11 protein-coding genes are annotated in these 14,789 nt (G+C 41.8%); 4 read left to right on the top strand and 7 right to left on the bottom strand.

Features of this window, described 5'->3' with window-relative positions; genetic code table 11:
• Positions 1–8 precede the first annotated feature (8 nt).
• Entirely contained in the window at positions 9–416 is a 408-nt protein-coding gene (locus tag JKG64_RS01600) for a RidA family protein (protein WP_210352591.1), read from the top strand.
• A 53-nt stretch (positions 417–469) separates the two neighbouring features.
• Here JKG64_RS01600 and JKG64_RS01595 read toward each other — a convergent pair whose 3' ends face one another.
• The 6 genes from JKG64_RS01595 to JKG64_RS01570 all read right to left on the bottom strand — a co-directional run bounded on the left by JKG64_RS01595 (position 470) and on the right by JKG64_RS01570 (position 9,621).
• On the bottom strand, positions 470–1,312 hold the full coding sequence (locus tag JKG64_RS01595; RefSeq protein ID WP_210352590.1) for a glycerophosphodiester phosphodiesterase family protein: 843 nt from the start codon (positions 1,310–1,312) through the stop codon (positions 470–472).
• A 3-nt stretch (positions 1,313–1,315) separates the two neighbouring features.
• The gene (locus tag JKG64_RS01590; RefSeq protein WP_210352589.1) at positions 1,316–2,515 is read right to left on the bottom strand and encodes a purple acid phosphatase family protein; all 1,200 of its coding nucleotides are present in this window, start codon (positions 2,513–2,515) and stop codon (positions 1,316–1,318) included.
• Between the two features lie 21 nt (positions 2,516–2,536).
• Entirely contained in the window at positions 2,537–4,189 is a 1,653-nt protein-coding gene (locus tag JKG64_RS01585; RefSeq protein WP_210352588.1) for a SusD/RagB family nutrient-binding outer membrane lipoprotein, read from the bottom strand.
• Between the two features lie 18 nt (positions 4,190–4,207).
• The gene (locus JKG64_RS01580; RefSeq protein ID WP_210352587.1) at positions 4,208–7,852 is read right to left on the bottom strand and encodes a SusC/RagA family TonB-linked outer membrane protein; all 3,645 of its coding nucleotides are present in this window, start codon (positions 7,850–7,852) and stop codon (positions 4,208–4,210) included.
• A gap of 120 nt (positions 7,853–7,972) precedes the next feature.
• The gene (locus tag JKG64_RS01575) at positions 7,973–8,938 is read right to left on the bottom strand and encodes a FecR family protein (protein ID WP_210352586.1); all 966 of its coding nucleotides are present in this window, start codon (positions 8,936–8,938) and stop codon (positions 7,973–7,975) included.
• A 65-nt stretch (positions 8,939–9,003) separates the two neighbouring features.
• Positions 9,004–9,621, bottom strand: a complete 618-nt coding sequence (locus tag JKG64_RS01570) for an RNA polymerase sigma factor (protein WP_210352585.1) — start codon at positions 9,619–9,621, stop codon at positions 9,004–9,006.
• Positions 9,622–9,796: 175 nt separating this feature from the next.
• Here JKG64_RS01570 and JKG64_RS01565 point away from each other — a divergent pair, with 175 nt between their 5' ends.
• Positions 9,797–11,053, top strand: coding sequence for a hypothetical protein (locus JKG64_RS01565; protein ID WP_210352584.1), 1,257 nt, complete (start codon positions 9,797–9,799; stop codon positions 11,051–11,053).
• Positions 11,054–11,187: 134 nt separating this feature from the next.
• Positions 11,188–11,868 carry a hypothetical protein gene (locus tag JKG64_RS01560; protein ID WP_210352583.1) on the top strand — a complete coding sequence of 227 codons (681 nt, stop codon included), beginning with the start codon at positions 11,188–11,190 and terminating at the stop codon, positions 11,866–11,868.
• A gap of 747 nt (positions 11,869–12,615) precedes the next feature.
• On the opposite strand, the gene JKG64_RS01555 is transcribed toward JKG64_RS01560, so the two are convergent.
• Complete coding sequence (locus JKG64_RS01555) at positions 12,616–13,104, bottom strand: SMI1/KNR4 family protein (protein ID WP_210352582.1); 489 nt, start codon at positions 13,102–13,104, stop codon at positions 12,616–12,618.
• 231 nt (positions 13,105–13,335) lie between these two features.
• Between JKG64_RS01555 and JKG64_RS01550 the strand changes: the two genes are divergently transcribed.
• Entirely contained in the window at positions 13,336–14,772 is a 1,437-nt protein-coding gene (locus JKG64_RS01550; RefSeq protein ID WP_210352581.1) for a hypothetical protein, read from the top strand.
• Positions 14,773–14,789 lie beyond the last annotated feature (17 nt).

Raw genomic sequence — 14,789 nt, 5'->3', positions numbered from 1 at the left:
GCAAAAAAATGAGAACAGAAGAAAATCAAAAAGTAGTCCGCCTAAACCCTAGACATGTCCCGGCACCTGTCGGTAACTATTCGCATGTCACCGTAATTCCTAGAAACTCGGATCTCTATACATTTTCGGGGCAGATCGGCATTGATATTAATGGAACTATCCCCGATTCGATAAATGAACAGGTGGTCTATACGTTTGATAATATCGCAACGCTCCTAAAAGGCCAGGGGTTGTCTCCTGATGATGTAATCAAAGTGAATATCTGGGCCACAGAAGAAATCGACTGGGATTTTATGGATGTTGCTTGGGAGAAATTATTCGGGAAGATATACCCGTCCATGACTATAGCTTATATAACAGCACTCGGATTGCCAGAACTGAAGATAGAGATTGAAATCTGGGCGGCGAAACAGTAGTAAGCAAACCATTGGAGATCAAAAGAAGATCTCCAATGGTGCTATAAAATAGATTAGGGAAATAAAACTCCTTTCCACAACTCAGGCTGATCGGTCTGAATAATCCGTATGAATGGATATGTTTTCAAAAAAGATGTATAAGCAGCCTGTCCCTCCAATGTCGCTTGTTGGTCTACTTTTCCCAAACTATTTAGCCAAAGGTATATCCCTTGCTCTTTGAGTTTTAGCAACCGTGCTGTATCTGTAAATGACTCGTCAATATGTATTACCTTGGTCTGGCCTGTTTTCAGAATAGCATTCAAGTCTTTCATGTTATTGGCCCTAGGGAAGAGGGTAATCTGTCTATCAATTTTTGATGCCGAGGCCATATCCTTGTAATCGTACAAGAAAAATAAAACCTGATCCTGCATCCCTGCCTCTACAATCTGTTCAAAGGCTGTGCGGATATAAGACCTATCTTCCTCCTTAAAATCTATATCTATGATACACTTGTCTTTGCAGACTGCTAAGGCTTCTTTGAAGGTCGGAACCCCATGTATCGAAATCTCACCGTGTGCGGTCTGCCGGAGCTTTAAAGCACTGATTTCGGCATAGGTTAGGTCGCTCACCTTGCCCGTACCGGTAGTCGTACGATCTACCGTCTTGTCGTGCATAAGTATTAACACGCCATCTTTAGTGCTACGAACATCGATCTCAACGATAGATAGCCCTAGACGACTCGCTTCCTGAAGGGAAGCAATGGAGTTTTCAGGATATTGATTGTGTGCTCCCCGGTGTGCAGCTAAATGAAATTCCTGTTGCGCCAAACGATCTAACAATGCCTGTGACTGTCCATAAACTGTAGATATCAAACTCCAAATAATGGTAATTAATAAATAGCGAAAGAATCTGGTCATGATTTACTTTTTTTGAAGTTCAAAAGAATCAAACAATTGGCCATTTAACTTATAGCTTGAAAAATACAACCTACTGTCGGTAATCCGGATCACCTGGTAAAGCTGGGTACGTGAAGCGGATACTTCCATCCAACGATCAGAGTCAGAATCGTACATTTTAGGTCCAGCTACAGAAAGAAGATATACAGGACGTTGTCGTCCGGCTGCACCGCGAGCATAAGTATGGTCGTGTCCTTGCAGAACAAGATCAACGCCATATTTTTCAAAAATAGGTTTGAACCGTTCGCGGAGAATAGTGTTATCCCTATTCTTGGCAGTAGAATATACAGGGTGATGCATCAGTACGATATTCCATTTTTTTGGAGATGCTGCCAATACTTGCTCGATCCACCTTTCCTGCACTCCAGCAATAGCCGAATCCAACATAATCAACTGTGAATTTAATGAGATAACCCTAAGATCCTGATAATCGAGATAATATACTGCATCTTGAAGCTGTGAAGGTCCATTTTGGGGAAGCTCAAACTGTACCTTCCAATGTGGATCCAATACCAAATTTCTCAACGAATCCCGGGTATACTCATGATTACCAGGAGTGGGAACAGCAGGGATCATCTGATGGATAAATCCGGCCCCTTCGTACCATTCACCCCATTCGCTGTCTGTATTAGATCGATTGATCAGGTCTCCCGCATGCATGATAAACCGTGCATTCGACTCGTGTTGGAATGCTCTACGAATGCTGCGTGACCAACGTGAACGCAGGTCATTCTGTGCATCACCAAGATAGATGAAGGAAAAATCTCCCGAAATATCTGCTGTACGGAACTGATTCCACGCACTCCAATATGCACCATCTCCTACCCGATAGGCATATACTGTTCCTGGTTTTAGATTTCCAAAAGTAACCCGACCGTACTTATCTTTCTGTCCGGCACCACGATCAAGATCCAGGAAACTACCCTGAACCAAAAGGGCTTTTTCTTCGAGCTCGGGGCTACTCTGCTCTTCGACAAGCTGTGCAACAAATCTGCTAGCTCCGTCGGGCGCCCGCCAAGTCACGGATTGAGTCGTCGCTGGGCTATCCGACCAGGTCAACATGATACGGTCTGGGAACTCCCGCGCAGACATCTCTTGTCCGTAACCATAAGAAAGTGTAGCGCATAATGCGATACTTAAAAACAACTTTGATATTATACTCATATTCATATATTTGACAAAAAACTACCAAGGTTTACCTGTACCTTGTAATAACCAGGGTTTGGACCATGCGCTATTCTCATTATCTGCTTGTGAATGGGCGGTTTTCTCGATCCGAGATAAGGCCTCTTCGGCATTTTTTTGATTGACGGTCATCTCATTCTGCATATAAGGTATACGTAGAGGGAGTTCTGTACGTATTGATGAGGGACCGGCTTTTAACTGAGGATAGCCAGTTCGCCTGTAATCAAACCAGGCTTGTGCGGCAGTAGACCAATTCGATATCCATTTTTGTTCTATAATCTGTGCTTGTGTATTTTCAAAAGCAACGCCTTGCTGTTGTATGTAACTGGAATAGGTCGCCGACTTACCCCAACTCTCTAGTGATAACTGCACCGCTCTGTCATAATATGCTTTTGTACTCTCAGGTGTTGTCCAACCTTTCCAGGCTGCTTCCGCCAGAATAAAGCTAACTTCGGAAGCGGATAAAAGACGTGCTTTGAGAAGAGGTCCTTTGGCTTCGCGGTAGATATCATTGAGATAAGATACATGGGGATTCATCGAGGTCTGCCCCGGTGTTGGATTAAGGTTGTAAGCTGATGGATTTTTTGAACCACTGGCTGGTAGTCCTACATAATCCTGATCTGTATCTACAGGTATCCCTTTTACAACGTCCGGAGACACAATACGTACACCATTGACAATCTTGTCCGTATTAGGAGGCTCGCTCGCACGCACCTGTATGGGAACCTCTACCCGCTTGGCCCATACCGAAAGACGTGGATCATGGAGCTGCTGTAGCCGGTCTACAAAAGTAGCACACATCTTGACGCGTCTAAAATTGCTGCCACTGGCGTCGAATATAGCGTTGGAAGGCCATGAATCACCAGAATTGGTACCAACATATCCCATAGTGACTTCCTGGTCTACTGAGGTAATCAACGGGAATTCATTTGGATTGGCCAATATATGTTCGATTCCCTGCTTGGCAAAAGCAGCTTCTTTCTCTGCTAACCGCATATAATAGCGTAGGGCAAGTGAGTTGGCAAAACGTCTCCATTTGGACACATCTCCATTGAAATACAGATCTGCTCCTGCTAAGACATCGTAAGTACCATTGGGCTTGGAAAGAATAGTATTGGCTTGCTTGAGTTCATCAATGATTCCCTTGTAGATAACATCTTGTCTATCAAATTTGGGAAAATTGTACTGAGGTCCACCTAAATCTGCTTTGAGCGCGTCCGTATAGGGAGCATCTCCCCACAGGTCGGCTATCAGTCCAAAGATGTAAGCGCGCATGATAAGGGAGACACCATGATGAAAATCAAGTCCCAATGCCTGTGAGCGTCTCAGCATCAATTCATTGTCCCGTAGGTAACCATAATAACCTTCCCAGCTCAGAATGCCACCTGTCCATTCGTAGTCATTGTGGGCGCCAAACCAAGCGTCCAGCTGGGTGTATTGTACTACGCCAGATAGATCACCAAAACTAAGGTCATTGTATTTGCTGGCTGTTCCACTCAATACGGTAGGAAGTAACAGGTTGGGATTGGCATCTTTTTCACTGATGTTATTGGGATTTACATTCAACTCTGTCAGATCTTTACAGCCTACTAGGCTCAAGGTAAGCATGAGCACTAGTATATGTTTTTTTAGATGTATCAATGTATTTTTCATGTTATCAAACTTGATAAATTAAAAAGTTAAGTTCACTTTGAATCCCAGAGGCAAAGACCAAGGTGTGACGTTATATCGTTCTATTCCTTGTTTGAAACCGACACCGGTCTCGGGCTGAAAGGCCATCTCGGGATCTATGCCGACATTGGCCTTGGTCCAAAGAATCAGATTACGCGTGTACATACCAACGCTACCTGATTCTATCCCCATACGCTTTAACCATGCACCAGATACGTCATAACTGAAGGACAATTCTCTAAGCTTGATAAAGGAGGCATCAAATGTAGCTGCATTCATAAAATCCCAAGGATAATTGTCTGAGTAAGCGATATACTTTGTCCCGCTTCCTCCCAGGTTCTCGGTATATCCTGTAATATTGCCATTGGCATCATACTGGGCGATAACCCCTGGATTAAATACGCCAAAATTGCCCACTGCACCGCCTACATTAATTGGGTAGCCGCCATACTCATCACCAGGACCTCCGACGATCGGATAGCGGTTACCTTTTACCTTCACCAGATCATTTTCGATCAGGTAGTTACGCAATGCATCACCAGTCAGACCGTTTGGATTAATCAATTCATCCAAGAAACGTTGTGTCGTCAGATTGGACTCAAAGTAACGATATGTCTGTGACATGAATTTGCCTCCGAAGCGCATATCTGCGGCAAGATGCATACTCCATTTTTTATAGCGCAGGGTGGATTGTATCCCCATACTGAAATCGGGATTAAAGTTTCCGATTTTATTGCGGCTATTGTTAATGCGTATCGCCTGCCACGCTCCATTCTTATTGAGAATAGGAAATCCAAAATACGGAGAGGAAGGATCCTCGACGGTAACTAACTTGGAATCATAGAGATCGCCAATCTCTTCACCTACGTATGTTCTCGCTCCACCACGTCCATCGGTCCAGAAGGTATGGAATTCGGCACCTTCGGACAGTTCGACGATGCGGGTGCGGTTACGATGCCAGTTAACTCCAATATCCCAGGTCCAGTTATCATTTAAGATTGGACGCCCTGATAATGCAAGCTCTACCCCCTTACTACGTAAAAGTCCGGCATTCATGTTTTTGGATGTAAATCCACTCGAACTAGGTAAAGCTGTCGAGAATATCTGATTACGGTTATCGAGCTGATATACGGTAGCCTCCAGTTTGAGTCGATCGCGATACAACCCGATATCTAGCCCATATTCAAAAGAAGTTGCGATCTCGGGTTTCAGGTCAGGTACTAATAGAGAGCCTGAACGTGTCAAACGTAACACTTCGCCCCAGCTTCCCGGATTGGATACCACATTATAAAGACGGTAGGCGTTGGTATCATTACCGGCCCTAGCGATACCGCCCCTTAGTTTAAATAGATTGATCGTTTGTGGCAATGGGAGTATCTGATCCACCAATAAGCTCAATGATGCCGAAGGATAGAAATAAGATCGATTGTCTACAGGTAGTGTACTAGACCAATCGTTGCGCGCGGTAAGGTCTAAATACACCATATCGCGGTAACCTAGATTTACAAGTCCATACACACTGTTGACAGCTTTTTCGGAAATAGCACTGTAAAAATCCAGATTAAGCGGACTGATGTTTGTTAGGTTATACAGTCCTGGCGTAGTCAAACCTGCACCATTCTTGGACATGTTCTGTACGGAAGTACCTTTGTAGTAGCGCATATTCCCTCCGAAGGAACCTGCAACGTGAAAATCGCTAAACTTACGATTGTACGAAGTGAGGAAGTCAATGTTTTGCTCCATATTGGTCAGATTGACTATACCGTAGGCTCCCCGGGGTTCATTGGTATAGCTATAAGGAATTTTAGTTTCCCTATTCTCCCAGAAAATGTCATTTGCATAACGAACCATCAATGTCCAATCTTTTTTGAGCTCCCAATCAAGTCTTAGATTGCCGAATACACGGTCACGTAAAAACGCATTATTGACGCCATAGGCTAAAAAATAAGGATTGTTATGATTACCGAAAGAAGGCGAACGCTGTTTCAGTTCTTCCTGCCCCGGAAGCCAGTAGTCTTTCAGATCTAATATGTTGATATGCGGAGCAATCTCGTAGGCCGCCTGAAGTGGGTTGGTCCCTCTATTGCCGGCAGGACGATTGTTCGAGTTATTACGGCTTGCATCCAAAGATAATCCCAAAGAAAGATTGTCCCGTAAATGCATGGTAGAATTGACATTCAAGGTATTTCTAAATAGATCCGAATTGGGAACAATGCCTTTATTATTCATATTCGAATACGAAAAGCGATAATCTAGCCCCCTGCTTTTATTTGCAAGCGATATTCCGTTGGTAGTCGTGATTCCTGTCTGTACAAAGTTCTTGATATTATCTGGGTACGAACGTAATTCTGTTGGAATGGGATTGCCCTGATCATCTAGGGGACTGTTCCATTGAACGGCTTTGTAACCTTGGTCCAGTGCCGGTCCTACCATATAACTGGAACTCTCGTCTATCCGCAGATCGCCTGGCTGATCGCCTGGTTTCCATGGCATGGTACCACTAGCAAACTTATTATGAAGCTGAATGAACTTGTAAGGGATATCGAATACGGTATTGCTATTGACTGCAATGGTCATCTTCTCGGCATTCTTTCCGCTTTTTGTCGTGATCAAGACGACTCCATTGCCTGCTCTAGACCCGTATAGGGCGGCGGCACTCGGCCCCTTTAATATCGAAACACTTTCTATATCCTCGGTATTGATATTTGAAATAGAATTGCCGTAGTCGACCTTATTATCGTCACCGATCTGCCCTATATTGGCTAGACCACTAGTCAGTGGCACTCCATCGACGACGAACAATGGTTGGTTGTCGGAACTCAATGAGGACGCTCCACGAATGACCATGCTCACGGAAGATCCAGTAGGTCCTGTTGAGCTGATTGCCACACCAGGTACCTTGCCGGCCATCGCTACCATAAAGTTATCGTTGCTCACTCGGTTCATATCGTCTCCCTTGACCATACCTACGGCATAACCTAAGGACCGGTCTTTACGCTTAATGCCCAAAGCAGTGACAACGACTTCTCCCAATTCACTCTCCTTGGTCTGCAATACCACATGCTGTGTCGGTGTGCCTTCGGTGACATATAGGCCTTTTAGCTCTTGGTAATTGTAACCAATATGATTTATACTAATCGTGTATTGACCCTCAGAAAGCGTAATCTGCGCATTGCCCTTGGTATCTGTCGATGCAGTTTGATTGCCAGATGCCACCTTTATGGATGCTCCTGCTATCGGGATTTGTTGGGCATCGGTGACTCGTAACCGAAGTGTAAAGGATTGTTGTTTTTCTTTTCGCGTAAGCACGACTCCCCCATTCACTTTTTTCGACTGAATATTGGTATGCTGCAAAATATAGTCTAGTACCTCTTCAAACTTGGCGTCCTGGAATGATTTTTCATTAACCCTTATTCGTTCTAACTGTAATGCCTGTTTGTCGTAACCTATAGCGTGTCCGCTGTGTTGTGATAGTAGCGATAAAGCCTGCTCGGCATTGCCTGTTTTTAAATGTATGTTAATGCGTGAAGAGGGGTCAGATATTTCTACTACGCTTGCTGTAGCTGCTCCTACCGGAGGCAGCTGCGCCAACTGACAGAGTGATAACGCCGCAGCCAATTTTGTAAGCTTAACAATTTTATACATATATTTGTGAAAATGTTTATTTAAACATGTTTTTTATGGTGCTCACTGGTCGATTTTGCGGTTTGCCAGATGAGCACTTTCTCTATAATATAATTGGGAATCCATCTATGTATCCCAGAATCATCGGTACAGTGTTATTTCATTTTTATCCCTCCTGAATTTTAATTGGTGAATACTACATATCATGGTCATGAGCTGTTCGACTGTTTCCACCTGAGGCATCAGGAGCGAATATCGAAAGTTATGCGTATCTAGGTTTTCGGTCTTTAGTGTCACACCATAACGCGATAGCATACGGTCGCTCAGCTCCTCAAAAGTTACTCCATCGAGTATAAATCCGCCTTGGGTCCACATATTAGCATACTCGGCATTCCTATCAAAACATGTAAACAGCCCTTCTTGTGCATCGTATCGAAGGCTCTTCCCGGCGGTAAGAACGTAAGATTGTTGCTCTTTATCTGTCACACTAACTCTTCCTGTCTGTACATCGACAGCTACCTGATGTCGCGAAGTGGCGTTATGTACATTGAAAGAGGTACCTAATACTTGAATATGAAGCCCTCCCGTGGCAACAGAAAAAGGATGCTGCGCATCATGTTGTACATTGAAGAAGGCTTCCCCCTGATCGAGGTAAACTTTTCGCTCGCTCTTAAACGATTCCCTATCAAAGCGTAACTTGGTATTGCCACTAAGAAATATCGAGGAACTATCGGGTAGGATAAATTCGCGTATTTCGCCTGCATCTGTCATAACCTGACTCATCGCTGTACTGGAAGTGAATGAAGGGAGGCCACCGTTTTTATAGAAAAATAGACCGCTGGCTATCCCTGCGAATAAAAGGCCCGCAACAATGGAAAGCCAACGTATTTTCCTTTTCCGAGGAAGTGACAATACGATTGGCTGCTGAGCGGTAATCCCGGCCTGAATCTGCGCTTGGATATGATCTCGGTGCTGGCCATTCGTGAAGGGTGTGACTTCTTCGGACGAAACTGTCTCATACCACGAATCGACTTTATCACTGTGCTCTTGTGATAACTCGTTGTTAAGGTATCCTTGTACTATCTTATTGAATTTTTCTGAATTCACCTGTATTATGATTTTACATATACTACAGCTGAAAACAGTGAAAGTACTTTAAGAAACTATGTTCTTTACATTAAGAAATCATGAATGAAACTAGAGGCTATCATAAAGATGAGCAGATTGTCATGATCTGCAAAGCGCTTTGTCAGCTCCTTTTTTAAAATTGCACGGGACTCGGATAGGTAGTTTTTGACGGTCTGCTCCGCAATACCAAGTTGTACTGCTATCTGTGAAATAGAATAATTGTCGGCACGCATCTGATATACAATCTTCATCAGCCCCCTTAAATTGGAAATAGACTCTTCTACGATACTCTCCAAATGCCGATATACAGTGGTACTATCCCCCGCTCTAACGATGCTTTCCATGCGGAGAAGCATCTGTTCAACTACTTCTTTTCGAACTTTTTCACTTGCATAGTAGTTTAATATTCTATTTTTTAATGTTCTAAAGAAGTAGGGGCGTAACGAAATATAATTATCATTTATCAAGTCCCTTTTCTCCCAAATCTGAATGTATACCTCTTGGACTAAATCTTTAGCTGTATCTTCATCACGCATGTGTCGATAAGCTACAATATACAGCTCCTGCCAATAGCAGTTAAAAAAAAAGTTAAACGCCTCTGGCTCTCCATTTTTAAAACGGGATATATAGGTTGATTCGTCGTTGGCTTTGGTCTGTGTCACGGTGCAAAAATACGGCAATAAGGTTAGGCCAATATTAAGTTTTCGTAAACCTTAGGTCGACAATCATGGCACCAAGAACTATTATCGGTCAAAAATATCCCCATTTCTGGCTAATATCAAAAAAATGATTCTGCCTATCTTTGTCCAATATATTGTTTAAGTTAACTGCAAGTTTATGTTCAACCTATTCAAAAAGAATGATACTTTTCCCAAAGAAACGGAACCAGGGAATATCCACATCGCTGATGACCGGCTTTATTATGAAAACAACGATTATATGGAAAGTGTTGACCTCTCGCTATTGAAATACGCCTATATCGAAGTATTAGGAGAGAATCCATATCTATTTCTATTCGACTACAGACAGCATTATATCCCGGTACGCCAGCAGGGATTTTCTAAAACCTACCCCCTGCTAACCAAACGCTTTGGGTTTGACGATCCCCTGTTCTTTAAAACCATCGCTGGCAAAAAAGAAGAGAAGCACCGTATCTGGATTGCCCAAAAAGCTGAGAACTACAAAATATCAGCAGAGCGTCATACGGACTACGAGGATGGATTTGAAGTGCAGTGTGCAACACCTCTATTCGTATCATGGGATACGACCTATGAAGAGTTCTTAAAACTCAACATCGGCCATCTGTACCAATCAGAATTTGAGACGAATTACTTTAAGATTGATTATCCTGTACGGATAGGTTCACTGCAGGTGGATGTTCTAGAGTTTTACTATGATAAAAACGAACGTCAGAACATAGGAGTTCAATCTTATTTTGCGACGCTATATGCGGAGTCTAACACTGACGAAAGTTATTACGATCTGCGAGAGCTATGGTTGGAGGAGATCCCTACCACTATCGATGACGCTGGTTATGAACGCGAGGACCAGAAATACCTGACCTTTGATCTGGGTGGCATAGGATTGTCTATCTGTTATACCTATGATGTGGAGAGTCAATATGACGACGGCGGGACATCGCTAATGATCAATAACCATAGAGATTATGCGGCTACTATTTTGTCTGGCAACTTAGAATTAAATCCAGAGACGACGCAAATACTGCAGTTTGACACTTTGCTGGATTTTCAGCCTGATTATAAAAATAAAGCCAATGTTATCGCACAACCTTCTCTCCTGAAAAGAAAAGCCAAACACCGCCCAGCAGTTTGGCTTGCTGAGGATAATACTTTTGGATTTACAGGAGATCAGTATGCCATTCTATTTGAACGTGACAATGTAAGTCAGATCATTGTACAAAATGTACTACCAGCCAAAGGTGGTGGCTACGTGGAATTGTTCGTGCGGTTAAAATCAGGAGATTTGGTGACCATTTATTATGGAGAACAACAATCGTTGGATAGGTATGTTCATCCGCTACAAGAGCTTTTGGGGATTGAAATAGAGATGCCAGAGCCCTATTACAATTGTTAAGCAGGTACATTATTAATGCAATGGTATGAAATAAAACACTTTACACCTCATAAAGAAAGGAATTTTGAAAAAACAGGCATTTACTCTATATTAATGGTATTGAAACAAGTATATCAACAATAACAAAAACACATATGAAATTATATCCTACGATTGAAGAGGTATTTGACGAACCGAAGGATTTTTTAAAAACAGTATTTTTTCCGCTCCTCAGCATCGACCTTTCGACCGTGGGTAAAGGACAAGGCAAAGTTCACTTCCTAACGGTATGGGGAAATGGAAACCCAGAATTGGATTTTAAAGATGAACTTTTTAATTATGATTACATCAAATTTGACTGGACCGGCGAAAAATATAGTTTTAAGGGAGATCTAAGCTGCATAGAAACCTATAGCTCCCTAAACGAATGGTATCTAGAAGCTGAGCAGGAATACCAGGAGAACAAAGCCGACTACCTCGCTTATAAAGAGTGGGAAGAAGTCAATACCAGTCATCTAGCACAACAAAATAAACGTCGGAAAAAAGTATCTTTCGACTATTATCATTATGTAAATGGATTACTGAACTACTGGATAACGAGAGGCAAATATGCGGAGACTGGTAAATTCATCCAAGGAGGTGCTTATACAAATGATGACTCTGATCATGAGCGGAAAATATATGAAAAGCTGAGTAAAACCGGGATAACTACACGCAGTAATGAACTAATAGGTAAAGTGACGGGCTATAACTACAGCGGTTTTGGAGAAGATGAAATCAGTCTCTATATCGATCGAAAACAAAGTCAGGTTTTCCAGAAGTTTAGCTGGTCATAAGCCAAACATAACAAGGAGCATCAATGATCTATTGATAGACACTGATGCTCTTTCTATATAGAGGACGTAACAATTATCTTCTACATCCCAATGATGATCCGTGGGATAACTTCATAGTTCTTAATTTCAGTGATTTATTATAAAAGCAACTTCTTTCCATCGATCGAGATCAATAGATAGCTTCCGAAATCCTATTTAAAGATTTCTTCATTATTTAACGCTTTAATATTTGGTCACTCTGCTCTCAGCTCAATAAGAGTATCAACAGAAATATGATATTCAGCCAAAATAGGATGCTCGTTTTAAGGGATAGAGGGTTAATGTGATTATTAGTCGCCATAAGTAAACAAAATCTTAAAATGTTTTTCATAGTGTCCCCGGTCTGCCTATTCATAAAACAGTTAAAACTTGTTCTTGATATTAATCACATATATGGATTCTGGATATAGTTTTCATATCACAGCATCCCTACACGATGATGAACTCTCGAAACAACTCTCTCTATCTCATAAAACACAGAAAGGGGCGAGTACGCTTTAACCAATAATACCGGAAAACAAGTCGCTTATCCAATACATCGTAGGTAGATATTAATGCGGCACTCGGACTAACAACAATCTAAGGTTTAATTTGTTTTAATTATTTTAAAAAAAAGAGGGTTATATTTTCCAGCCCCTTTTTCAGATACTTCTAAAGTCACAAATGACAGAAAATAGACTTTTTTGCGCTATCTAAATCGCAAAACATCTAGATATCATTAGCATCAAAATAGGGAGACAGAAACTCTTGGTAGTACGAGGAGAAGCTATCTGCTATTTTCTCTATATTTCCTGTACTCTGATAATAATAAAGTACTACTGGATTTTCTCCGTCGATCACAACAGATGTATCTAAACACATGGGCTCGTTATCGTCAAAATCCCGCTGGATAACAATCAAATGATCAGGAAGCTTGTGTGGACACCAATCTTGCCTGTAGTGTATTGTGTCTTCATAGCAACCACTGAGAGGAGCATCTTTGGAAATCGAAGATATATATAAGTCTTCCAGTCCGCCACCACCTGTCTGAAGAATAAAGTCCCGGAATGATCCGGTAATATTAACGTCTAAAGCATTTTCTAGGATCTTAATGGCAGTATCATCAGAAGCTCCAACCCAACTTACATCTACGCTCTCATCTATATCGGGCAACTGATTAACTCGTGTTACTATTTCGGAGATACTGGAATCATTCATATTAGGATATATTAATTTTCAATATTTATTGTCTATTTTGAGACGTTGTCTATTAAAGTCAAAATTGATTATTTTTTATTCTTTTTCAAAACACACGGTGTATACCAAACATCTATTACTCTTTTATGCCTCCTACCAAATGACTACAGGAAGGACATTCACTGATTATAGGGATATAACTTACGGGGTAAAAAATATAATTTTACAATTCGTAAAGGTTGCTGAACAATAATGAAAGATTATCAACTACAAATACAACGTATCAAGGATAAACTGATCGAGGCAAAAGCTTCGGATAAAGATTTCAAAGTCTTTGGTGCGGAAGCACATCAGTATCGATTAAACCCTCCGATTGAACTAAGGGTAGTAGAGGCCTTTGAACAGACCCATCATGTCACTATCCCTTTAGCATATAAGCTATTTGTCACACAAATAGGCAACGGAGGATCTTCGTACAACAATTCAGGAGCTGGTCCTTTTTACGGTCTTTATCGCTTTGGAGAACACTTTTCGGTCTCCTATAATGATTATGCAGACGAACAGATACAGGCGCCCACAAAGGCTTACCCAGGAATGCCAATTGAAGAATGGAAAAAGGAAGTCGATTATATGGACGAGGCTGGAGATGACGATGCTGCCTTTGAGCAACGCGAGGCGGCGCTATGGGGAGGTATTTTTATCTTGGGGACACAGGGCTGTACATTTCATCACGCTTTAATCCTAAATGGTCCACACACCGGAAGAATTTGTAATATTGACGATGGAGATCGACAAATGCCTCAGTTTTCATTTGAAGAAGATTTCTTAGACTGGTATGAGCGCTGGCTGGACGATGTTATTGACGGGAATCTATCTGATCGAAACTCGGGGTCTTTTGGCTATCAGATGGGTGGTAAAGAAGAAAGTCTCCTTTCATTATTCGAAGACGCACATGATATTACGATCAAACAGGAAGCGTTACGTGGCCTGTTATTTAAGAAGAGGTTAACCGCCGAAAGTCTCTCCAAATTGCAACAGGACTTTGCAAATCAACCTGAAGTACTAAAAGAGCTATTGGTGGAGCTGTTTTTGACGAATGACTACACAATGGCTGTCTCTTACCTGGAAACGTTGTTTAAAACCAGTATCAATCGTGCTGTCAAACTAATACACTGGTATGCTAAAGATCGTAAGAAGGATTGGCTACTTCGTGTTAAGGAGAGTTTAAATGCTAGCCTGGATGAAGAAACTTTCCGCTTTGCCTGCTATATTTTACAAGATGATCCGGAACGGGATTTTGAAGTGCTAAAGCCTTTCGTACATCATGAGAATCCGGATATCAGATCACAGGTATTCTATACCTTCAGTTTTTTGGAAGATAAAAGCAACTACGAAGCCGAATTTTTGATCGGTCTGAATGAACCTTCCAAAAGTGAAATTATTATTGTGTTACAGTCTTTAGGTGATTTCAAAACTAAAGCTATTCTCAAAAAGTTGCAGGAATTGGTTTATAAATTTCCTTATACCGTACAAGATCCAGATGAAGATGGCATGGTGTACTTTTCTTCGGATACGGACGATCTAGTGTATATTACCTCCAATCTCGAACGCGCACTGGAGAAATATGGTCTGGATCACGAAACGGTGAAAACGGCAGATCTGGAATGTTTTGAAATAACGGAACAATAAACCAAAAGAAAATGACG

It is taken from the genome of Sphingobacterium tabacisoli (assembly GCF_017908035.1).
Taxonomy (GTDB): domain Bacteria; phylum Bacteroidota; class Bacteroidia; order Sphingobacteriales; family Sphingobacteriaceae; genus Sphingobacterium; species Sphingobacterium tabacisoli.
This window is presented reverse-complemented; position numbering and strand designations above follow the sequence as displayed.